23 protein-coding genes are annotated in these 21,449 nt (G+C 68.1%); 12 read left to right on the top strand and 11 right to left on the bottom strand.

Translation table 11 applies throughout. The features are described from left to right. The first annotated feature begins 22 nt into the window (after positions 1 to 22). Complete coding sequence (locus M8859_RS08350) at positions 23 to 847, top strand: class II fructose-bisphosphate aldolase (RefSeq protein ID WP_159921622.1); 825 nt, start codon at positions 23 to 25, stop codon at positions 845 to 847. A 63-nt stretch (positions 848 to 910) separates the two neighbouring features. Further along, positions 911 to 1,258, top strand: a complete 348-nt coding sequence (locus M8859_RS08345; protein WP_236565320.1) for a VOC family protein — start codon at positions 911 to 913, stop codon at positions 1,256 to 1,258. Between the two features lie 259 nt (positions 1,259 to 1,517). Here M8859_RS08345 and M8859_RS08340 read toward each other — a convergent pair whose 3' ends face one another. Further along, positions 1,518 to 1,718 carry a DUF397 domain-containing protein gene (locus tag M8859_RS08340; RefSeq protein ID WP_159921626.1) on the bottom strand — a complete coding sequence of 67 codons (201 nt, stop codon included), beginning with the start codon at positions 1,716 to 1,718 and terminating at the stop codon, positions 1,518 to 1,520. Positions 1,719 to 1,728: 10 nt separating this feature from the next. After that, positions 1,729 to 2,589 (bottom strand): helix-turn-helix domain-containing protein, encoded by an 861-nt coding sequence (locus M8859_RS08335; protein WP_159921628.1) that lies wholly within the window; start codon positions 2,587 to 2,589, stop codon positions 1,729 to 1,731. A gap of 188 nt (positions 2,590 to 2,777) precedes the next feature. Between M8859_RS08335 and M8859_RS08330 the strand changes: the two genes are divergently transcribed. Together M8859_RS08330 and M8859_RS08325 are read left to right on the top strand one after the other, a co-directional pair. Next, the gene (locus M8859_RS08330; protein WP_159921630.1) at positions 2,778 to 3,071 is read left to right on the top strand and encodes a hypothetical protein; all 294 of its coding nucleotides are present in this window, start codon (positions 2,778 to 2,780) and stop codon (positions 3,069 to 3,071) included. A 56-nt stretch (positions 3,072 to 3,127) separates the two neighbouring features. Further along, positions 3,128 to 3,568 carry a DUF4254 domain-containing protein gene (locus M8859_RS08325; RefSeq protein WP_159921632.1) on the top strand — a complete coding sequence of 147 codons (441 nt, stop codon included), beginning with the start codon at positions 3,128 to 3,130 and terminating at the stop codon, positions 3,566 to 3,568. Position 3,569: 1 nt separating this feature from the next. Here M8859_RS08325 and M8859_RS08320 read toward each other — a convergent pair whose 3' ends face one another. The 6 genes from M8859_RS08320 to M8859_RS08295 all read right to left on the bottom strand — a co-directional run bounded on the left by M8859_RS08320 (position 3,570) and on the right by M8859_RS08295 (position 8,738). After that, complete coding sequence (locus tag M8859_RS08320) at positions 3,570 to 3,860, bottom strand: DUF3349 domain-containing protein (protein WP_159921634.1); 291 nt, start codon at positions 3,858 to 3,860, stop codon at positions 3,570 to 3,572. A 14-nt stretch (positions 3,861 to 3,874) separates the two neighbouring features. Then, the gene (locus M8859_RS08315; protein ID WP_195069635.1) at positions 3,875 to 4,210 is read right to left on the bottom strand and encodes a DUF3349 domain-containing protein; all 336 of its coding nucleotides are present in this window, start codon (positions 4,208 to 4,210) and stop codon (positions 3,875 to 3,877) included. Between the two features lie 11 nt (positions 4,211 to 4,221). Further along, positions 4,222 to 4,506, bottom strand: coding sequence for a hypothetical protein (locus tag M8859_RS08310; protein ID WP_249644069.1), 285 nt, complete (start codon positions 4,504 to 4,506; stop codon positions 4,222 to 4,224). Between the two features lie 10 nt (positions 4,507 to 4,516). After that, complete coding sequence (locus M8859_RS08305; protein ID WP_159921640.1) at positions 4,517 to 5,725, bottom strand: inorganic phosphate transporter; 1,209 nt, start codon at positions 5,723 to 5,725, stop codon at positions 4,517 to 4,519. A gap of 89 nt (positions 5,726 to 5,814) precedes the next feature. After that, positions 5,815 to 7,029 carry a lipase family protein gene (locus M8859_RS08300; protein ID WP_249644068.1) on the bottom strand — a complete coding sequence of 405 codons (1,215 nt, stop codon included), beginning with the start codon at positions 7,027 to 7,029 and terminating at the stop codon, positions 5,815 to 5,817. A 197-nt stretch (positions 7,030 to 7,226) separates the two neighbouring features. Beyond that, positions 7,227 to 8,738, bottom strand: coding sequence for an ATP-dependent DNA ligase (locus tag M8859_RS08295; protein WP_159921644.1), 1,512 nt, complete (start codon positions 8,736 to 8,738; stop codon positions 7,227 to 7,229). 94 nt (positions 8,739 to 8,832) lie between these two features. Here M8859_RS08295 and ramB point away from each other — a divergent pair, with 94 nt between their 5' ends. Beyond that, positions 8,833 to 10,239, top strand: a complete 1,407-nt coding sequence (gene ramB, locus M8859_RS08290) for an acetate metabolism transcriptional regulator RamB (RefSeq protein WP_159921646.1) — start codon at positions 8,833 to 8,835, stop codon at positions 10,237 to 10,239. Positions 10,240 to 10,302: 63 nt separating this feature from the next. Here the strand turns inward: ramB and M8859_RS08285 are convergent, their stop codons facing one another. Continuing rightward, positions 10,303 to 11,529: an MFS transporter gene (locus M8859_RS08285; protein WP_159921648.1), complete on the bottom strand. Its 1,227-nt coding sequence runs from the start codon at positions 11,527 to 11,529 to the stop codon at positions 10,303 to 10,305. Positions 11,530 to 11,603: 74 nt separating this feature from the next. Here M8859_RS08285 and M8859_RS08280 point away from each other — a divergent pair, with 74 nt between their 5' ends. Continuing rightward, entirely contained in the window at positions 11,604 to 12,449 is an 846-nt protein-coding gene (locus M8859_RS08280; RefSeq protein WP_236565322.1) for a TetR/AcrR family transcriptional regulator, read from the top strand. 3 nt (positions 12,450 to 12,452) lie between these two features. Here M8859_RS08280 and M8859_RS08275 read toward each other — a convergent pair whose 3' ends face one another. Next, entirely contained in the window at positions 12,453 to 14,282 is a 1,830-nt protein-coding gene (locus tag M8859_RS08275) for an acyl-CoA dehydrogenase (protein WP_159921650.1), read from the bottom strand. Positions 14,283 to 14,701: 419 nt separating this feature from the next. On the opposite strand from M8859_RS08275, the gene urtA reads away from it, so the two are divergent. From urtA to M8859_RS08245, 6 genes are all read left to right on the top strand, one after another. Beyond that, positions 14,702 to 15,928, top strand: a complete 1,227-nt coding sequence (gene urtA / locus M8859_RS08270; RefSeq protein WP_223521637.1) for an urea ABC transporter substrate-binding protein — start codon at positions 14,702 to 14,704, stop codon at positions 15,926 to 15,928. 308 nt (positions 15,929 to 16,236) lie between these two features. After that, a complete protein-coding gene (gene urtB, locus M8859_RS08265; protein ID WP_159921654.1) occupies positions 16,237 to 17,121 on the top strand; it encodes an urea ABC transporter permease subunit UrtB in 885 nt (294 codons plus the stop codon). Then, entirely contained in the window at positions 17,118 to 18,260 is a 1,143-nt protein-coding gene (gene urtC / locus M8859_RS08260) for an urea ABC transporter permease subunit UrtC (protein WP_249644067.1), read from the top strand. Before urtB ends, urtC begins: the two co-directional genes overlap by 4 nt. Further along, on the top strand, positions 18,257 to 19,111 hold the full coding sequence (gene urtD / locus M8859_RS08255; protein ID WP_159921658.1) for an urea ABC transporter ATP-binding protein UrtD: 855 nt from the start codon (positions 18,257 to 18,259) through the stop codon (positions 19,109 to 19,111). The genes urtC and urtD overlap by 4 nt, the downstream gene beginning before the upstream one ends. Further along, entirely contained in the window at positions 19,104 to 19,796 is a 693-nt protein-coding gene (gene urtE, locus M8859_RS08250) for an urea ABC transporter ATP-binding subunit UrtE (protein ID WP_159921660.1), read from the top strand. The genes urtD and urtE overlap by 8 nt, the downstream gene beginning before the upstream one ends. Before the next feature lie 8 nt (positions 19,797 to 19,804). Further along, a complete protein-coding gene (locus M8859_RS08245; protein ID WP_159921662.1) occupies positions 19,805 to 20,506 on the top strand; it encodes a GntR family transcriptional regulator in 702 nt (233 codons plus the stop codon). Positions 20,507 to 20,510: 4 nt separating this feature from the next. Here M8859_RS08245 and M8859_RS08240 read toward each other — a convergent pair whose 3' ends face one another. Beyond that, entirely contained in the window at positions 20,511 to 21,383 is an 873-nt protein-coding gene (locus tag M8859_RS08240; RefSeq protein ID WP_159921664.1) for an NERD domain-containing protein, read from the bottom strand. Positions 21,384 to 21,449: the final 66 nt, after the last annotated feature.

Below are 21,449 nucleotides of genomic sequence, written 5' to 3'. Positions count from 1 at the left end.
AGGCCGAAGGGCAGCGCGAACTATGCCACTGACCTCGATCCCGGATCTGATCTCCGCGGCCCGGCCGGGTGGGCTCGGCGCGTTCAATGTGATCACCCTCGAGCATGCCGAGGCGATCGCCGCAGCAGCGGAGTCGGCGAAAAGACCAGTGGTCTTGCAACTTTCGGAGAACACGGCGATCTATCACGGCGGCATCGCGCCCCTCGCACTCGCATGCCTGCGCATCGCCGCCGACAGCGACGCCGCCGTCGCGGTTCATCTCGACCATGCCACCAGCGCCGAATTGGTGCGCACCGCGGTCGATCTCGGTATCCACTCTGTCATGTACGACGGCTCGGCCCTCGACTACGCCGACAACCTCGCGACCACCGCCGAGGTCGCGGCCTGGTGCCATGAGCGCGGGGTGCACGTCGAAGCCGAACTCGGCGCGGTGGGCGGCAAGGACGGCGCGCACGCACCCGGGGTGCGCACCGATCCCGACGAAGCCGTCGAGTTCGTGAGCGCCACCGGTGTCGACGCACTGGCGGTGGCCGTCGGCTCTTCGCACGCCATGCACACCCGCACGGCGGCACTCGACAACGACCTGATCGCCCACCTGGCGGCGAAGGTTCCCGTCCCCTTGGTGCTGCACGGCTCCTCCGGCGTCCCGGATCGAGGTCTCCGCGACGCCGTGGACCACGGCATGACGAAGATCAACATCGCCACCCGCCTGAACATTCGGATGACAGCCGCCGTCCGCGCCTGCCTCGCATACGATTCCCACCTCTCCGACCCACGCAAGTACCTCACCCCCGCCCGCGCCGCCGTGCAGGCGGAAGTCGAGCACTTCCTCCGCCTCCTCGCCTGATCGCGCGTGCCGCTTCATCACCGGCCCACCGCGTGATCAGATGAGGGAATGATCATTCGACATGTGACGGTCGACTGTTCCGACCCCTTCGCCCTCGCGTCGTTCTGGAGCGCCGTCACCGGATGGCCGGTGGCGCAGGCCAATGGACCCGACGACGACTACGCCGTCGTGGAGGCACCGGAAGGAACCCCGGGCCTGCTGTTCATCCGAGTCCCCGAACCAAAGGCGGTGAAAAACCGAGTCCACCTCGACTGGATGCCCACCGAACGCACCCGCGACGAGGAAGTCGACCGCGTCCTCGCCCTCGGCGCAACCCTGCACGAAGACCACCGAACCCCCGATGGCCTCGGCTGGGTCACCCTCCGCGATCCCGAGAACAACGAATTCTGCATCGAACGCCCCCACCACTGATCCTCCACTAGTGGCGCATCACCGAGACGTCTACTCGGGTTTCGCCGCAGCCAGGTGCCCCTGGCGAAAGCGAACGGCCGGCGGCGCACGCGAGGGTGCGCGCCGCCGGCCGGTTCTCATGGTGGGCAGGGCAGTTGTCCACCGGCAGGGCTGTCGATGGATCGCTTCGCATCGACGGGGTCACTCTTCCCGGTGGAGCTGAGTTTTCGGTGTAGTGAAGCTGAGAGTCGGCTGGGAGAGGCGCGCTGTGGTGGGGCCGCTAGGTGATTTCCGCGGCGCGGATGGCCGTTGTGAATGCCGCCCACTGCGTCGGCGTGAACGCCAGCACGGGGGATGTCCCCGGTACTCCCGCGAACTTGCTGTCTCGAACCAGGATTCGGTCGCCGTCGAAGCAGACTTCGACGCAGGCAGTGCTGTCATTCGAGTGTGATGACTTGAACCATGCGACCGCACTTGCCATGCCGATCACGCTACAGCGCAGTCAGTCTGCGTTCTATCAACGCTGTCGACTCGTTTCGCGGGAGCGCGTGTTCGGCGAGAGTCGTACCGAACATGGTCTCGAGGTGGCGTACCGGTTCGCTCTCTTCGATCACGCCGAGATGAACCAGCGTCTCGGTCCACGCCACGTCGGGCAGGAGTGCACTCTCGAACCCGAGCAAATGGAACGACGCACCGGTGAGCAACACACCGCCTGGCGCGTCGAACGGTACGACCCGGATGTCAACCGTGTCGGCATGCGTCTCGGTAATCGACAGGAGGTGGCGGAGCTGCCCCTTCAGGACGGCCACACCGCCGGTGCGCTGAGTCAGCGCGGCCTCGTTGACGATCGCGGTCACCAGTAGCGGATCCGATTCGGCGAGCCGCTTCTGGCGCCTCATCCGGACCTCGACCCAGCGCTCCACTTCCACTTGCCGAATCCGCGCCCTGTCGTTGGCGATTACGGCCCGCGCGTAGTCCTCGGTCTGCAAGAGACCAGGGATCAAGATGCTCGTGTAGCTGCGGATGTCGTGCGCCCCGTGCTCCAACCCGTACAGGCGCAACACCTCGTCCGACAGCAACCCGGCGTACTCAGACCACCACCCTCGGCGCTTGGCGATATCGCGCAGCCGCAACATCTCCTCGCGCTCGTCCGGGTCGAATTCCAGCAGGCTCATCAGCTTTCGCAGTTTGTCCTCGGCCAGGACGCGTTCCTTCTCGACCTTCGACCAGTACGACAGGGTGAAGCCCAGTTCCTTGGCGATGAGGGACGCGGAGACGTCGAACTCGGTGCGGCGGCGCTTGATCCGGAGCATGAGCTCCCAGCGGGCGACCGTGGGCGAGAGTGGTGCCATCGTCCGATGAGTCCTTCCGGCTCCGGCTGTTCGTGCAGATGACCGTACCCGCATCCACAGCGCGCGAAGTTTGTCAAATGGACTGGTCAACTTGACCTATCAACGGACCGACTTCTAAGCTGCTTGTGTTGTGCATCACAGGCGGGGCTGTCATCGGAACCCGCCCTGCGGGGATGGAGGGGGTTCTGATGTCCGTGCACGTCGTCGACCGGATCTGGATCGTCAGTGACCGGACGCCGCATCAGGCGCGCCGGGTCAGCGACGACGCGTGGGTGGTGTCCTACCTGCGTGGCCGGATGGTGACCACGGAGCAGGCGACGGCGGCTATCCAAGCGGCGGAGATGGTTTCCTTGACGGAGGAGCTGACGTGCCGGTTCGGGCTCACGGCACTGGAGGCCGTCGGGCTCGTCGTCATCGAATCGCCATGGGACGGCGGGCCGCTGTCCCATCGCCACCGTCCGGGCGGGCGTCGTCGCCGCTGATATTCGCGTCTCGCGTAATGCCGGCGCGACCATTTCGACCGAGGGGGTTATCCGCAGTGGAACCACTGCCGACCAAAGAGCTCGTCCTTCATGCCTGCCGCAGCGCGCCGCACCGCGCCCACCCCATCCTGGAGTCCGCCCACCTACTCACGGGATTGCACAAGCGCCGCCTCGGCCGTGAACCGGGCGGTGCGAACGACATCGACCGGGATCGCGCCCGGCTCGTCCTCGCCGTCGATCGCTGGGTCGCCACCGAGGCGCCGCCGCCACACGGCGGTGCGCACATGCACACCGAGACCGTCGGCATGGTGGTCGATCGTCTCGCTCAGTTCTCCGCCTGCGCGTACGCGATCCTCGCCGGGGCGCCGGAATGGGCGGTGCACAATGCTTGGGAGCGCCTGGCCGAACTGGCGCTCGGCTACGAGGATCTCGCCTATGAGGTCGCGGCGGGCGTGCGCCGCTTGCCCTACCTCAGCGGCCCGCGCGAGCAGCCGTGACTCATTCCCCGTCTGGGTGCGGCCAGGCATTGGCCTCCACACGGGCGCGCACCCGGGCCACGTCGGCTTCCGACGGCATCGCGTTGGTGATCTTGGTGATCATCACCTGGATATCGGTCTCATCGATGTCCGCCCCGCCCGCACCGGCCAGCTCGGCGGCGATCCGTGCGACCTCCTCGTCGGACAGGCGACGGCGCAGCAGCGCGAGCAGCGGGATGTAGTCGGATTCCGGCACGCCATCCGGGTATCCGACCCGCAGCCAGCCGATGATCGCGTTCAGGAAAGGTGGCATCGGCGGCGGCTCGGTCAGTCGGAATCAGCGGGTGGATCGGCCAGCGGCCAGCCGCCTGCCGCCAAGTGGGAGGCAACGCGGGCGACGTCGCCTTCGTCCGGCTGTTCCATGGCGATCCGGGCGATGGCCTGCTCGATCTCGACGCGGGTGATCCCGCTGTCCGGGTTCGAAGCCACCAACTCCTCGGCGATGACGACCACCTCGTAGTCGGTGAGGTGCCGGTGCAGCACGGCGAACAGCGCCACGTAATCCGATCGCGGAACGCCCTGCGGATACCCGGCACGGAGCCAGCCCACTACCTTGCCGAGCAGCTTCGGCCGGGTCGGTGCGGGTTTCACTGGTTCGGTCACGGTGCCACTCCTCACGCCTGGCCGAACAGATGGATGCCGAATCTGGCGGCGAGGAACGCCTTCGCCGTGTACAGGATTCCGCCCACGATCGCGACGACGACCACCGCGAAGCACGTCAGCGCTGCCGTGAGCGCGGGATAGTCGCGCCGCACGGTGCTGGTATCCGCGTCGGCCGTCTCCGACATCGACCAGAAGCGCACCCCGATCGCGAAGATCATCGGCAAGCCCGCTCCGAGCACCAGCCCGGCCGCGACGACTTTCCACAGCCCGCTCAGATTCGTGACGAGAGTGTGCACGCTGGTCCTCCTACACCTGGGCCGATCGGTTCGAGTCCGCCGACGTGGTCCGGTCGTCGCCGGCGGGTGCCGCCGGGTCGGTCCCGTCGCCCGGCCACTCGTTGACATTGCCGGTGTGCACCGGATTGCGCCGCGACCGCAGCCACATCAGCGTCGACAGCCCGATCAGCAGACCGAAGACCACGAGCACCCCGGCCAGCCCGCCGACGAAGTGGGCGATGGCCCAGCAGATCGCCCCGGCCACACCGGCCAGCGGCAGCGTGAGCAACCATGCGACCACCATCCGCCCCATCACGCTCCAGCGCACCTCGGCGCCCTTGCCGAGGCCGGTACCGAGGATGGAGCCGGTGGCGGTCTGCGTGGTGGACAGCGGCAGACCGAAATGGGCGGAAGTCAAGATGATCGCGGCCGACGCGGATTCCGCCGCGAGCCCCTGTGGCGAGTCGATCTCGACCAGGCCCTTGCCCAGTGTGCGGATGATCCGCCAGCCGCCGAGATAGGTGCCCGCCGCGATGGCCACGGCACAGGCGGCCATCACCCACAGCGGCAGCTCGGCGTCCTTGGTGAGTGTCCCGTGCGCGACGAGCGCGAGGAAGATCACGCCCATCGTCTTCTGGGCGTCGTTCGTGCCGTGCGCCAGCGAGACCAGCGAGGCCGAGCCGATCTGGCCCCACCGGAACCCCTCGGTGACCTTGTCCTCGTCGGCGCCGCGGGTGATCCGGTACACCAGCCACGTGCCGATTGCCGAGACCAGCGCGGCGACGATGGGCGCGAGCACGGCCGGAAGAACGATCTTGGTGAGCACGCCTTCGGAGCCGGACGCCCAGATCACGCCGCTCCACCCGAGCGCGGCCAGCGTCGACCCGATCAGGCCACCGAACAGCGCGTGCGACGAACTCGACGGCAGACCGAACAGCCAGGTGAGCAGGTTCCACAGGATTCCGCCGACCAGACCGGCGAACACGATGACGAGCAGATCGTGGCCGCTGACGGCGTCGAGCCGGACGATGCCTTTCGCCACGGTGGCGGCCACGGCGACCGACAGGAACGCGCCGACCAGGTTCAGCACCGCCGACAGCGCGACCGCCACGCGCGGCCGGAGGGCTCCGGTGGCGATCGAGGTCGCCATCGCGTTCGCCGTGTCGTGGAAGCCGTTCGTGAAATCGAATGCGAGTGCCGTGACGATGACGATCAGGAGAACCAGGAATTCGACGGTCACGCCTCCAGTGTGCTGCACCGCCGAACGTCATAGCCATGTGGTTACCGAAAGTCCTCCGGCCGCCATGGACTAGCCTGGTTCGTCCGGTATCAGCCGGATCGGGTGCAGTGCGGGATGGTCGCACGCCCGGCGAACCGGTCATCGATCCACGAGTTCGCGCCGGGTATGCCGCTGAGGCCGACCAGGAAGTGTTCGCCGAGATAGACCTGGAAATCCACCGGCGTCCCCGCGCCGCACCAGTCCGTGTAGAGCTTCTCCGCACCGGCCAGCGGCACCCATGGGTCGTGCGTGGCGTGATAGAGGAACACCGGCACCGTCGGCGCGCTCGCTCCCAGCCGGTTGGCGGCCAATATCTCCTGGATCATCGGCAGCTCGGTGGGCGCGGCGGCGTGGGTGAGCGCCTGCACCGGGATCGGAGCGACGACCCCGGCGAATTCCTCCGCCGACATGCACACGTCCTTGCCGATCTGCGCCAGCCGCCAGCCGTTGTCGTTCATCAGGTCGAGCATCTCGGGATACTCCCGGGCCAGTCCGAGCGTCGCGGCCAGGAAGACCCCGGAAGCCAAGTTGCGGCCGTTCATGGTGGACAGCAGCATGCCGAAGTCGGCGGGAACACCGCCGAACGCCGCACCCACCAGATTCAGCTCCGGCGCGTATTCGGGGGCCAGCTGCGCGGCCCACCCGCTCGCGATCGCCCCGCCGGAGTATCCGGTGACCACCGTCGGAGCGTCCGGACGCAGCCCGAGCTCCGGCGTTCCCACCACGGCCCGGATCGAGTCGAGCACCGCGTGCCCGGCCATCAGGCCCGCCCCGTATGCCTGTCGCGGGCCCTGGTGGTCCGGCACGAGCACCGCGTACCCCTTGGCCAGCGGGATCTGGGCGGCCCACAACTTGGCCGACAACACGGTCCTGAGTTCGTAGGACGGTGCGCACCGATGCCCGAGCGAGTCGATGGCGGCATTGAACGACAGCACCGGGCGCGGCCCCGGCCCGGGCCACGGTGTCCGCGGCACGAGCAACGTCGCGACCACCGGCACCGGACGCCCCTTGGAATCGGTGGACCGGATCAGCAGTTCGGTCGACTCCAGCGGGAACACGGTCAGGCCGGTGCCTCCCGGGCGGGACGCGAGAACCGTTCCCGGCGGCAGGCTCTCGAAGTCCGGCGGCGGCGTGTAGAACGGATCACCCAGCGGCGTGGGGAGGATCCCGGGATATTCGCGGGAAGGCGTGAGGAACTGCTCGATCGGATTCGCCTGCGCCTGCGGACCTACCGCACTCACCGCCAACGCGCCCAGCAGCGACATTACGAGCCGGACACACCGCCCGGACAGCACCATTCGCATCATCCCACCCGCCCGCCGATTCCTTGTCCGGAAGCACGAACCGGCCGGACCAGAGCATTGTGGCGGCCATCCGGAACCTTGCGCTGCCCATACTTACAGCGGCTCGACGCGCCTCGCGCGACCGACACGCTCCTGCTGGGGAGCGTGCGCGCTTCACATCACGGCAGCAGCGCGCGAACGGTGTCGATGGTGTCGGCTTCGGCGGGTTCTTTGTCGGGGCGATAGCGCACCACCCGAGCGAAACGCAACGCGACACCACCGGGATAGCGTGGGCTGACCTGCACGCCGTCCAGGGCTATTTCGACGATCAGTTTCGGCCACAGATACACGGTGTGCTGATCGCGGGAGCGTTCGTGCCGTGGGAATTCGGCGGTCTGCCATTGCAGCAGCGCGTCGGTGAGTCCTTTGAACGTCTTGCCCACCATGACCGGCTCGCCGGTGTCCGGGTCGAGAGCACCCAGATGCAGGTTCGACAGGTAGCCCGTGCGGCGGCCGTATCCCCATTCCGCGCCGAGCACGATCAGATCGAGGGTGTGCGTGGGCTTGATCTTCTGCCAGGCCCGGCCGCGCCTGCCCGCCGCGTACGGCGCGGTCAACGACTTGATCATGACGCCTTCGTGACCCGCTGCCAGCGCGCCGTCGAAGTATTCCGCGGCCGCCTCGGCATCCGGCCGCAGCAGCGCGGGAATGGTGTGCGCGCCGGCCACCTTCGTCAGCGCCGCGCGCCGCTCGGACAGCGGAGCGTCCAGCAGGTCCCGGCCGTCCAGGTGCAGGCAGTCGAAGAAATACGGATGCAGCAGCAGTTCCCTGGTAGTACTCACCTCGGCGAACCGGCTCATGGTCTCCTGGAACGGGCGCGGCCGCCCGGAGTCGGTGAGCGCCAGCGTCTCGCCGTCCAGCACGACGCTCGTGCAGTTCAGACCCCCCACCAGCTCGACGAGTTCCGGCACGCTCGCGGTGATCTCGCGCAGCGTCCTGGTGAACACCCGAATCCGGTCGCCGTCCCGATGCACCTGGATGCGGGCGCCGTCCAGCTTGTGCTCGAGGCTCACCTCGCCCTCGAACTCGATCAGCGCCTCGTCCAGCGTCGCACCGGGTGCGGCGAGCATGGGCTGGATCGGGCGGCCGACTTCGAGCCTGAACTCCGCGAGCGCGGCAGCGCCACCGGTCAGCGCCGCGACGGCGGTGACCGGCAACCGGCCCGACAGCATGTACGCCCGGCGCACCAGATCGGGCGGCACGCCGGCGGCGACGGCCACGGCTTCGGCGACCACGGCGGTGAGCGCGCCCTGGCGCAGCTCTCCGGTGAGCAGGCGTACCAGGAAGCCCTGCTCCTCCGCGGTGGCCGCGGACCACAGCGCCGCGAGCAGTTCCTTGCGCCGAGCCGCGGAACCGGCGCCGGAGGTGCCTGCCAGATCGCTCAGCGCGGCGTGCACCGCCGACACCGTCAGCGTCGCCACCGGGGCCGACGGGATGTCGAGGGTGGTGAGCGTGCGCCAACCCGTGCCGATCCGCCCCTGCGGTAGCTCGCCGGACGCCCAGGCGACCACCGGCGTCAGCTCCTCGGGAGCGGCCGCCGTCAGCAACCCTGCCAACGTGGCGATTTTCGTCTTGCGTGACCTGGTCGCGCGCACGGTCTCCGAGCCGAGGACGACATCCGAGAACAACACCCTGCCGACGGTAGCCGCCGGGTACGACACCGCGCTGGAACCTGCTGCTAATCAGAAATTGGCACGAATGCGAAAGCGTCCATAAGCTGGACGCATGGCCAAGACCTACGTCGGCGCTCGGCTGCGTCAGCTGCGGACCGAACGCGGGCTGAGCCAAGTCGCGCTGGCCCAGCAGCTGGAGATCTCGGCGAGTTATCTCAACCAGATCGAGCACGACGTGCGGCCGCTCACCGTCCCGGTGCTGCTGAAAATCAGCGACCTGTTCGGCGTCGACGCCACCTTCTTCTCCGCGCAGGACGACACCCGGCTCATCGCCGAACTCCAAGAGGTCGTGATGGACCAGGAGCTGGGCATCGAGGCCGACGCCCAGGAGATCGCCGACATGGTCTCGGCGCACCCGAGCATGGCCCGCGCGCTGGTCAACATGCACAACCGCTACCGCAACACCTCGGCCCAGCTGGCCGCGGCCACCGAGGACCGGTTCGCCGACAGCGCGGGCAGCGGGGCGATCAGCAAGCCGCACGAGGAAGTGCGCGACTACTTCTATCAGCGTCAGAACTACATTCACGAGCTCGATACGGCCGCCGAAGACCTCACCGCGCGCATCCGTTTCCACGGCGGCGACGTCAACAGCGAGATCGCCAGGATTCTGCGCGCGCACGACGTGCGGATCACCGAGCGCATCGACCTCGGCGAGGGTGTGCTGCACCGCTTCGACCCGCAGACCCGCAACCTGGAGATCGCACCGCATCTGTCCGGCGGGCAGCGCACCTTCAAGCTGGCCGCCGAACTGGCCTACTTCGAGTGCGGCGAGCTGCTGGAGAAGCTGGTCGAGGAGGGCAATTTCGCGTCCGAGGACGCCCGCAAGCTGGCCATGCTCGGGCTGGCCAACTACTTCGCCGCGGCGACGGTGCTGCCGTACACGCATTTCCACGAGGTCGCCGAGGACTTCCGTTACGACATCGAACGGCTGTCGGCGTTCTTCACCCAGAGTTACGAGACCATCTGTCACCGGCTCTCCACGCTGCAACGCCCGTCGCTGCGCGGCGTGCCGTTCTCGTTCGTGCGAGTGGACCGGGCGGGCAACATGTCCAAGCGCCAGTCGGCCACCGGATTCCACTTCTCCGCCAGCGGCGGAACATGCCCGCTGTGGAACGTCTACGAGACCTTCGCCTATCCCGGCAAGATCATGACGCAGATCGCGCAGATGCCCGACGGCCGCAAGTACCTGTGGGTGGCCCGGACGGTGGAACGCCGCGCCACCCGCTACGGCCAGCCGAGCAAGACCTTCGCCATCGGACTCGGCTGCGAACTGCGGCACGCGGCCCGCGTGATCTACGCCGACGGCATCGATCTCGACGAAGTGCAGCCGACGCCGATCGGTGCCGGATGCCGAGTCTGCGAACGCGCCAATTGCCCGCAACGCGCCTTCCCGCCGCTGGGCAAGGTGCTCGACATCAGCGAACACCGCAGCTCGGTGTCGCCGTACGTGCTGAAGTAGTCGTAGCCGATCGTCCTGGACGACGTCCGGCCGGTGTCGCAGCCCGACCGGCCGGACGTCGTGTCAGGCGGCCTGTGTCTTGCGCGCGATACGCAGACCGGCCACCGTCATGCCCAGCGCGGCCACGAGCAATCCCGCCAGAATCCAGGCCAGCGCCGCGAAACCGTGCGGTGCGGCGGACGCGGCGACCAGCGGGCCGATGGTCGCGCCCACGTAGAAGCTGAACATCGCGACCGACATGGCGGCGGCCCGTGATTCGCCGCCCAGCTCGCCCGCGCTCTGCAGCACGGCGGGAGCGATGATGCCGAGACCGCCGACCAGAACCGCGAGCAGGACGGCCAGCACGGCCGGATGGGTTCCCTCGAAGGTCGCCAGCACCATCGCCGTCGCGGCGATCAGTACGCCGAGCACGATCTGACCGTGCTTGGACAGCCGGGCCAGCGGCACCGCGAGCAGGGGAAGCGCGACCATCACCGGCAGCGCGCCCGCACGCAACGCGAGCAGTTCGCCCGAGCCCCGCACCACTCCGGTCAGTTCCAGGCCGGTGTACACCCCGACCATCACGGCCATGCTCATCGCGCCCGCGATCAGCATCGGCAGCAGCGCCCGGATGCGCAGCACCGCCGGAATGGCGGCGTAGCTGTACCGCAGCGGCAGCTCGCGGCCGATGGGAGCGTCGGCCAGCAGCACCGAACGCAGGACCAGCGCCAGTAAGGCGAAACCGACGGCGGATGCGAGGAAGACGGTGCGCCAGGGGAAGACGTCCACCATCGCCTGCGACACGATCTGCGCGATCACCGTGGCCGCGAGAAACGACGTGGCCACCGACATGGTGGCCACGGCACGGTGCGCTGGATCGATGCGGGTGGCCACATAGGCCATGATCGCGGGCGGAATCGAGCCGACCACCAGGCCCTGCACGACCCGCAGGCCGACGGCCAGCGGTGCATCGAACGCCAAACCGGTCAATAGGGTGACCACTGCGGCGACCAGCATTCCGGCCACGAGCACCCGGCGGTGTCCGTAGCGATCCGCCAACGGCCCGAACAATACGAAGCCCCCGGCGTACCCGAAGGCGAACGCGCTGATGATCCAGGTCATCACCGCGGAGCCGACGCCCCAGTCGGCCCGCATGGCGGCGAAAAGCGGGATGGGGACGTACATCTGGCCGGTGGCCAAGAGGGCGGCCAGAACGAAGAAGGGCAGGGTGCGCCCCGTGTGGGCCCGTGCGGACGTATCCCGGACGGGCGTCGCGACCGGAGCCGCGGACTGGAAGGTGGGCATTGCCATGGACTCGAAGGTAGGCGCGGCGGGATCCGTTGTCAACCAAATAGTTGGTTTAATGAACTGGTAAAGTGTTCGTCATGACGGCCACGATGAAACGCAGTGACGCGACCAGGCAGGCTCTGTTGCGCGCCGCCCGCGACGAATTCGCGCAGTACGGGCTGGCCGGGGCGCGAGTCGATCGGATCGCCGAGACGGCCGGCGTCAACAAGGAGCGCATCTACGGACTGTTCGGCAGCAAGGACAAGCTGTTCGACGTCATCCTGATCGAGACGCTGCGCGAGTTCATCGACGTGGTGAAGCCCCTGGCCGATACCGAACCCGGCGCGTACGTCGGCAAGCTGTTCGACTACCACCGCGACAATCCGCAGCTGTTGCGGCTGATGCTCTGGGAGGCGCTGCATCGCGGCGCCGACGCCCACGACATCGACGGCTGGCGCGCCCGGCACTACGTCCGCAAATCCGACCGCGCCCGAGAGCAGTTCGACATCGACGCCACGAACGCGGGGCGCCTGCTGCTGGCGCTGTGTGGCCTGGCCAACTGGTCGCTCGCCGTCCCGCAGACCACCAAGCTGCTGCTGGGTGAGGCCGGTGCGCAGGACAAGGACGCCACCCGCGCGTTCCTGATGGACTTCGCCAGGGCGGCGATGCGGCGCGACGCGGCCCCGGACGAGCGGGGAGCACGCCTGCCGGAGGTCGAACTGGTCAATGATTTGACCACCGGCGACGGACAGTCCGAGGTGGACCGCGCCGCACGCAGGCTGCGCGACGCCCAGGCCACCGCCGAGGCCGCCCGCGCGGACCTCGCCACCGCCCTGCGGGCGGCCCATGCCGCGGGCGCGAGCGCCAATAAGCTCGCCAAGCAGGTCTCCGGCACGCTGTCGCGGCCCGTCGTACTCAAACTGCTGTCCGATTCAGAGGGCTGACCGCTAGAACGCCGCCTCGTCCAGGTTCATGATGTCGTTGTCGAGTGACTCGATGATCTCGCGCACCGCGGTCAGGTTCGGCAGCGCGTTCTTGGCGAAGAAGCTCGCGACAGCGACCTTTCCGGCGTAGAAAGCGCGATCTTTCTCGGGCGCGCCGGCGGCGAGTGCCGCGGCCGCGATCTCCGCTTGCACCAGCAACCGCCAGCCGATGAGGAGGTCGCCGACTGCGAGCAGGAAGCGCACCGAGCCCGAGCCGACCTTGTACAGCTCGCTCGGCTCCTCCCGGGCGCCCATGAGGAAGCCGGTGAGGGCGGCCGCCATCGCCTGCACATCCGCCGCGGCGGTGCGCAGCAGTTCGCGTTCGGTCTCGAACCGCCCGGTCTTCGCGTCCAGGAACGCCGCGATTCGCGCGCTGACGTGGGCGAGCGCGACGCCGCGGTCGCGGGCGATCTTGCGGAAGAAGAAGTCCTGCGCCTGGATGGCGGTGGTGCCCTCGTAGAGCGAGTCGATCTTCGCGTCGCGGATGTACTGCTCGATCGGGTAGTCCTGGAGATAGCCGGAGCCGCCCAGGGTTTGCAGCGACTCGGTCAGGTACTGGTAGGCGCGCTCGGAGCCGACACCCTTGACGATCGGCAGCAGCAGATCGTCCACGCGGTGCGCCAGGTCGGGGTCCGCGCCCGAGACCAGTTGCGCCACGTCGTCGTTCTGGTGAGCGGCGGTGTACAGGTACACCGCGCGCAGCCCCTCCGCGTACGCCTTCTGCATGGCCAGCGACCGCCGCACGTCCGGGTGGCGGATGATGCTCACGCGCGGCGCGGCCTTGTCGGTCATCTGCGTCAGGTCGGCGCCCTGGACCCGCTCCTTGGCGAAGGCCAGCGCGTTGAGGTAACCGGTCGACAGGGTGCCCGACGATTTGACGCCGACCATCATGCGCGCGTTCTCGATGACCTGGAACATCTGGGCGATGCCGTTGTGCACCTCGCCGACCAGCCAGCCCTTGGCGGGGATGCCGTGGCCGCCGAAGGTCAGCTCGCAGGTGGGCGAGGATTTCAGGCCCATCTTGTGCTCCACCCCGGTGACGTACACACCGTTGCGCTCGCCGATTTCCAAGGTCTCGGGGTCGAAGAGGAACTTCGGCACATAGAACAGCGACAGGCCCTTCGTGCCCGGTCCGGCGCCCTCGGGGCGGGCCAGCACCAGGTGGAAGACGTTCTCGGCGGTGTCGCCGACCTCGGCGCCGGAGATGAAGCGCTTCACGCCCTCGATGTGCCAGGAGCCGTCCTCCTGACGGATCGCCTTGGCGCGGCCGGCCCCGACGTCGGACCCGGCATCGGGTTCGGTGAGCACCATGGTGCCCTGCCAGCCCTTCTCGAAGCCGAGTGTGGCCCAGTGCCGCTGCTGCTCGGTGCCGACGTTGTAGAGCACCGACGCCATGACCGGGCCCATGTTGAAGAACGACGCCGACGGATTGGCGCAGGTGATCATCTCGGCGACCGCCCACACCAGCACCGCGGGCGCGGGCGTGCCGCCCATGCCCTCCGGCATGCCGAGCCTGCTCCAGTCCGCGTCGCGCACGGCGGTGACGGTCCTACGTAGCGGCTCCGGAACAGCGATCGAGAAGGTGGCCGGATCGTAGACGACCGGATCACGATCGGCCGCCGCGAAGGAGTCCGCCACCGGTCCCTCGGCCAGTCGCCGGACCTCGGACAGGATCTCCCGGACGGTGCCGGAGTCCAGATCGCCGTAGGCGCCCGTATCCAGGAGCTTGTCCAGCTCGAGCACCTCGAACAGGTTGAACTCGATATCCCTCAGATTCGCCTTGTAGTGGCCCACCGGGTCCTCCTCGACTCGAGTCCGCGGGCCGCCGCGGATTGGGACGGTTCAGGCGTCGTACGAATCGAAGCGTGCCGCATCGCGGCGACGCTACGCAACCGTAGCCACCTCCGCCCCGGCCAGCGGGTTTGCCGGAACCTCACAGCGGGGCACCGAACATTGACCGGGAATGTTCACCTCCGCGAAACAGACGAAACGGACTTGTCATCGAGAGATATTCCGGCGCAACAACTTCTGTCTACCGTTCGCATCACGGATACAGCCGTTGTATACAGCCCCGTCTACAGCCGTGAGCGGGGCGAAGACGGGTGTGTTCGATGCGGCGCCCTGCCGACGCCGCCGCAACACCTGATGAGGAGAGGGTTCGCCCCATGCCAGATTCCCGTGCCATCCATCGCTCCGGGCGTGTGGCGAGAGTGATGGCGGTGCCCACCGCGGTCGCGCTCGCTGCCCTGTTGCTGACCGCCTGCGGCGCCAAGGACGACGCCTCCACCACCGGCTCCGGCGCCGCGTCCTGCGTCGACACGTCGAAGGACACGATCAAGATCGGTTCGCTGCACTCCCTGTCCGGCACGATGGCCATTTCCGAGGTCACGGTCGCCAATTCGACCAAGCTGGCCGTCGACCAGATCAACGCCGCAGGCGGCGTGCTCGGCAAGAAGATCGACCTGGTGCTCGAGGACGGCGCCTCGGACCCGAAGACCTTTGCGGAGAAGGCGGAGAAGCTGATCAGTTCCGACTGTGTCGCCGCCGTGTTCGGCGGCTGGACCTCGTCGAGCCGAAAGGCGATGAAGCCGAAGTTCGAGAGCCTGAACTCGCTGCTCTACTACCCGGTGCAGTACGAGGGCCTCGAGGACAGCAAGAACATCTTCTACACCGGCGCGACCACCAACCAGCAGATCATCCCGGCGCTGGACTACCTGAAGCAGAAGGGCATCACCTCCCTCTACCTGGTCGGGAGCGACTATGTCTTCCCGCAGACCGCCAATCGCGAGATCAAGGCGTACGCCGCGGCCAACGGCATCGAGATCAAGGGCGAGGATTACACCCCGCTCGGCTCCACCGACTTCTCCACCATCGTGAACAAGGTCCGCAGCGCCAAGGCGGGGGCGGTGTTCAACACCCTCAACGGGGACTCCAACGTCGCGTTCTTCCGCGAGTACAGCAACGCGGGCCTGAAGGCCGCGGAGATGCCGGTGGTCTCGGTGTCGATCGCCGAGGAGGAGGTCGCGGGCATCGGCGCGCAGCACATCGCCGGGCAGCTGACCGCGTGGAACTACTACCAGACCGTCGACAGCCCGGTGAACCGGAAGTTCGTCGCCGACTACAAGGCCGCCTTCGGCGCCGACAAGCCGACCTCGGACCCGATGGAAGCCGCCTACGCGTCGGTCTACCTGTGGAAGAACACCGTCGAGAAGGCCAAGTCGTTCAAGGTGGAGGACATCCAGGCCGCCGCCGACGGCGTCAGCTTCGACGCCCCTGAGGGACTGGTCACCATCGACGGTTCCAACCACCACATCACCAAGACCGCCCGCATCGGCGAGATCCGCCCCGACGGACTCATCTACACCGTGTGGGATTCCGGCAAGGCCGTGACACCGGACCCCTACCTGAAGTCCTACGACTGGGCCGAGGGCCTGAAGTAGTCCGCCGCTGTCCGCGGCCCAGCTACCGGTGCCCGCCCAGCGACACAGTCGCGACGGCGATCACGCGGAGCGCGCAATGAGGGGGGCCGCGGACAGCAACGGACCACCACAGGCAGGCCAACATCCGGTCAGCATCGACCTCCGGTCCGCATGTCGAACACCCAACGCGCCCAGCGCACCTCACCCCCCGGTTTCGAGCGAAGCGAGACCGAGCATCCGCCGTTCGCGGCCCGGCTCGCGTCCGAGTGGCCGCCGCGTAGGCGACGAAGGAGCACGCGGAGGCGCGGCAATCAGATACAGGAGCTCCCATGGAAGTCGTGATCGGACAGCTGTTCACCGGGCTGAGTCTGGGATCGATTCTCTTGCTCGCCGCGCTCGGTCTCTCGCTGACCTTCGGTCAGATGGGCGTGATCAACATGGCGCACGGCGAGTTCATCATGGCCGGTTGTTACACGACCTACGTCGTGCAGAAGGTCGTCTCGTCGGCGGGCGTCTCGCTCGTCGTCTCCCTGCTGGTCGGTTTTCTCGTCGGCGGTCTGCTGGGCGCCGCGCTGGAGATGGGCTTGATCCGGTGGATGTACGACCGGCCGCTGGACACCCTGCTGGTCACCTTCGGTGTCGGGCTGGTGCTGCAACAGCTGGCCCGTGACATCTTCGGCGCGCCGGCCAAGAACGTCATCGCGCCGGAGTGGCTCAGCGGCGGCGTCACGATCCTGGGCGCGGTGGTGCCCAAGACGCGCATCTTCATCCTCGTCCTGGCGGTCGTCGCGGTGACCGCGCTGGCCGCGGTGCTCAAGGCGACGCCGTTGGGCCGCCGCATCCGCGCGGTGGTGCAGAACCGCGGCTTGGCCGAGACATCGGGCGTGTCCAGCCGTTTCACCGATATCAGCACCTTCTTCATCGGTTCGGGACTGGCGGGCGTGGCCGGTGTCGCGCTGACGCTGATCGGCTCCACCAGCCCGACCATCGGCCAGAGCTACCTGATCGACGCGTTCCTCGTGGTGGTCATCGGCGGGCTCGGCCAGATCAAGGGCACGGTGATCGCGGCGTTCGCGCTCGGCCTGCTCAATTCCTACATCGAGTACTCGACCACCGCGTCCATCGCGAAGGTCATCGTCTTCGTCGTCATCGTGATCGTCCTGCAGGTCCGCCCGCAGGGCCTGTTCACCGTCCGGACAAGGAGCCTGGCATGACCTCGCTCGTACAACGGTGGCGCGCGCACTCCTCGCTCAGCGCGCCGACCGGATTCGCCGTCGCCGCCATCCTGTTGTTCGCGGTCGCGCCCGCCGTGCTCAGCGATTTCCGGCTCAACCTGCTGGCGAAGTTCCTGTGCTTCGCGATCGTCGCGGTCGGCATCGGCTTGGCTTGGGGGCGAGGCGGAATGCTCACCCTGGGTCAGGGCGTGTTCTTCGGTATCGGCGCCTACATCATGGCCATGCATCTGCAGATGGCCGACGCCGCCCGGCTCGGCAACGACGTGCCGGAATTCATGGAGATCGCGGGCATTCGCGAGTTGCCGTCGTTCTGGAAGCCTTTCGCGTCGGCTCCGGTGGCGCTGCTCGGCATCCTGGTGCTGCCCGCGCTGATCGCCGCGGCCTTGGGATACGGCGTGTTCAAGCGCCGCGTGAAGGGCGCGTACTTCGCCATCCTCAGTCAGGCGCTGGCCGCCGCGCTGGCCATCCTGCTGACCGGCCAGCAAGCCATCGGCGGGTTCACCGGCCTGTCGGATTTCCGCGCGTTCTTCGGGTTCAAGCTGTCGGACCCGGTAAACCGGCAGATGCTGTTCTTCATCGCCGCCGGCACGCTGCTGGTGGTGGTGGCGCTGGTGCGGCAGCTGATGCACAGCCGGTACGGCGAGCTGCTCGTGGCGGTGCGCGACCAGGAGGAGCGCGTGCGTTTCCTGGGGTACGACCCGGCGAACGTGAAGATCGTCGCCTACGTGGTCGCCGCCTTCTTCGCGGGCATCGCCGGTGCGTTGTTCACCCCGATCGTCGGCATCATCTCCCCCGCCGACATCGGTGTCGTTCCCTCGATCGCCTTCCTCATCGGCGTGGCGATCGGCGGCCGGACCACCCTGCTCGGTCCGGTGCTCGGCGCGATCGGCGTGGCGTGGGCGCAGACGGCGCTGTCCGAGGAGTTCCCGTCGGGGTGGACGTATCTGCAAGGCGTGCTGTTCATCGTGGTGGTCGGGTTCGTCCCGGCCGGGCTCGCCAGACTGTGGCCCCTGGTGAAGGGCGTTCTGGACAACCGATTCCGGCGTCCCGCTCCGGCTCCGGCCGTGGTGGCCGCGGCGGCGCAGGCACCTGTGACGGAGAAGGTGGAATCGCGATGACCGAGACCGCGCACGAACCGAAGCTCGGCGGCAACGCCGGGATGTCCAGTGAGTACCTCGAGATCCGTGGCCTTTCGGTGAGTTTCGACGGATTCAAAGCCGTCACCGACGTCGATCTGACGGTGTTGCAGGGCGATCTGCGCTTCTTGATCGGTCCCAACGGCGCGGGCAAGACGACGCTCATCGACGCGATCACCGGGCTGGTCCCGGCGACCGGGTCGGCGCAGAAGACCGGTGTGGAACTGCTCGGCAAGAAGGTGCACCAGATCGCCCGGCTCGGAGTCGGACGCACGTTCCAGACCGCGAGCGTGTTCGAACAGCTCAGCGTGCTCCAGAACCTCGACATCGCGGCGGGCGCGGGACGTTCGGCGCTCACCATGCTGCGCCGCCGCAAATCGGTGCTGCCCGCCATCGAGGAGGCTTTGGAGACCACGGGTCTGGCCGACCTTCGCGACAAGCCCGCCGGGGTGCTCGCGCACGGACAGAAACAGTGGCTCGAGATCGGCATGCTCCTGGTGCAGAACGCCTCGGTGCTGCTGCTGGACGAGCCGGTGGCCGGGATGAGCGCCGAGGAGCGGGAGGAGACCGGCAACCTGTTGCGCCGCATCGGCGGCGACCGGGTCGTCGTGGTGGTCGAGCACGACATGGATTTCATGCGCGCCTTCGCCAGCTCGGTCACCGTCCTCGCCGGCGGCACAGTGCTCAGCGAAGGGACCGTCGAACAGGTCCAGGCGGATCCGAAGGTCCAAGAGGTCTATCTCGGCACCGCCGCGGCGGTCGGGACCGAACTGGAGGACGCGTCGACCGCACCTGCCCCGCAGTTACCCCAGGAAGGCGACAGCGATGCTTGAACTCACCGATATCCACTCCGGTTACGGCCGCACCGAGGTGATCCACGGCGTCTCGGTGACCGTGCCGGACGACAGCGTGGTCGCCATCATGGGGCACAACGGCGCCGGGAAGACCACGCTGCTGCGCACCGCCGTCGGCTTGATCGGCGCGAAGTCGGGCCGCATCGAGTTCGATGGGGAAACGATCACCAAGCTCGCGCCGTCGCGGCGAGTGCGCCGCGGGATCGCGTACGTGCCGCAGGGACAGCAGAGTTTCCCCCAACTGACCACCGCCGAGAATTTGCAGGTGGTCGCGGACGGCCGTAAACGCGGCAAGGCGCTGATCGATGAAGCGCTCGAGCTGTTCCCCGCGCTGCGCGAGTTGCTCACCCGCAAAGCGGGCCTGCTGTCCGGCGGCCAGCGTCAGCAACTCGCCATCGCGCGGGCGCTGATCACCGAGCCGAAACTGCTCATCCTCGATGAGCCGACCGAAGGGATCCAGCCGTCGGTGGTCGCCGAGATCGAGCGCACCATCATCGATCTCACCCGGCGCGGCGGGCTGAGCGTGCTGCTGGTCGAACAGCACATCGGCTTCGCGTTGCAGGCGGCGCAGCGCTACTACGTGCTGCAATCCGGCCGGGTGACCTCCACGGGCGCGGGTGGCGCGGGCGCCGAGAGCGCGGTCCGCTCGGCGATGGCGATCTGAGCACCGCCGTGACGCGCGACAGGGGGCGGATTCCCTTGCGTGAGCAGGTGTACGACTCGTTGCGCCACGACCTGGCCACCGGAGCCATCGTGCCGACCGAACGGCTCGGCGAAGAACGTCTCGCCGAAACTTACGGGGTCTCACGCACCCCGGTGCGCGAGGCGCTGGCCCGATTGCAGGCGGACGGCCTGGTGGAGCGGCTCGCCGACGGCTTGTACCCGTACCGTCCCCGACTGGACGAACTCGATCACCTCTACGAGTTACGGCTCGTGCTGGAGGCCAGGGGCATGCAACGAGTGGGGCCGTCCGGCGAGGCTCCCGTGCACGATCTGGAACTCGTGCGCGCGGAACTCGACGTCTGGCGCGCGCTCCTCGACGACCCACCCGAACCCGGCCCGGCGCTGGTGGCAGCCGACGAACGGTTCCACACCACCCTGCTCGCGGCCGCGGGCAACGCCGCTCTCGCCGACGCCCTCACCGCCGTGCACGTCCGTGTGCGCCCGGTGCGCACACTGGACATGCCGACCCCGGAACGAATCGCCACGATGACCGCCGAGCACATCGCGGTGGCCGAACATCTGGTCTCCGGTGCGGTGGACGCGGCGGCGGCCACGCTCACCGCCCACATCGACACCTCGCGAACGCACGTGCTGGCCCGCGCGCAGCACGCGCTGCGCCTGACCAAACTCGGCCGCGCCGTGCGCGATTGACGTGTCAGCAGCTCTGTTGGAAGGGGAAGCACTCGGTGGGCCGGTACGCGGGCGGCGACGGGGTGGGAGTCGTCGTATCGGTCGCCGGGAGCGGCTGCGCCGAGTCGTGGGCCAAGGCGGTGGCGATCACCCCGAGCACGAACAGGACTCCGACCACCGCGATCACGACGACCGACCAACCGGCGTAGGCCTGTCCCTTCGTCGCGACGCCCGGCGTCGGCTGCACGCGCGGCTTGGGTGAGCGGGCGATGGTCGTGACCGGCTCCGGCGCCTGGTCTTCGAAGCCCGCCTCGAGCAGTTCCGCGCGGGACGGCGCGATCTCCGCCAGACCGAGCGCGCCGCACGCGCCGATGACCCGGTCCACGGTCCAGTTCCGCGGTCCCGCGGAGAATCCCTCCAGGTAGATACGCAGCTCGGTCGCGTCGGTGACGTTTCCGACGACGACGTCCAAACCCGGCCGCAGGCTGGTGCGCGCCGGTCGCACCACGGCGCCCCGGAACGGGACGAGCACCACGGCGCCGCTGATGTGGCCGGGGTCCTGTAACGCCCGCTGGAGCATGTGCTTGACCGCGTAGATGCCGTGTTCCACGCGCTCGGCGGGGCTCCCGGATTCCGGGTCGTCCAATTCCACCGGTGCGTCGCTGATCTTCCACGGTTCTTCGGCCGGTGTGCTCAGAATGCCGCTCTGCCTGCGCCGGAACCCGTGTACCTCCAGCACGGTCAGCCCACGCGGGGTCCACACCACGGCGTCGACGCGCCGGTTGTCCGCTTCCAGATCGATCACGGCGAGGCCGGTCGTCGGATACGACCGCAGGCACGCGACGAATTCCCGCTCGGCACCGGAAAGCTCCGCTCCGGGCCTGATCCTCACCAGCATCTGTTCCCCTGCCGACCTGTTGTCCACACCTGACGCCGCGAAACCCACTGCGGCCGCGGTGACCCG

It is taken from the genome of Nocardia sputi, from assembly GCF_023501985.1.
The sequence above is the reverse complement of the archived record's forward strand: the minus strand, read 5'-3'. Positions and strand labels throughout refer to the sequence as shown.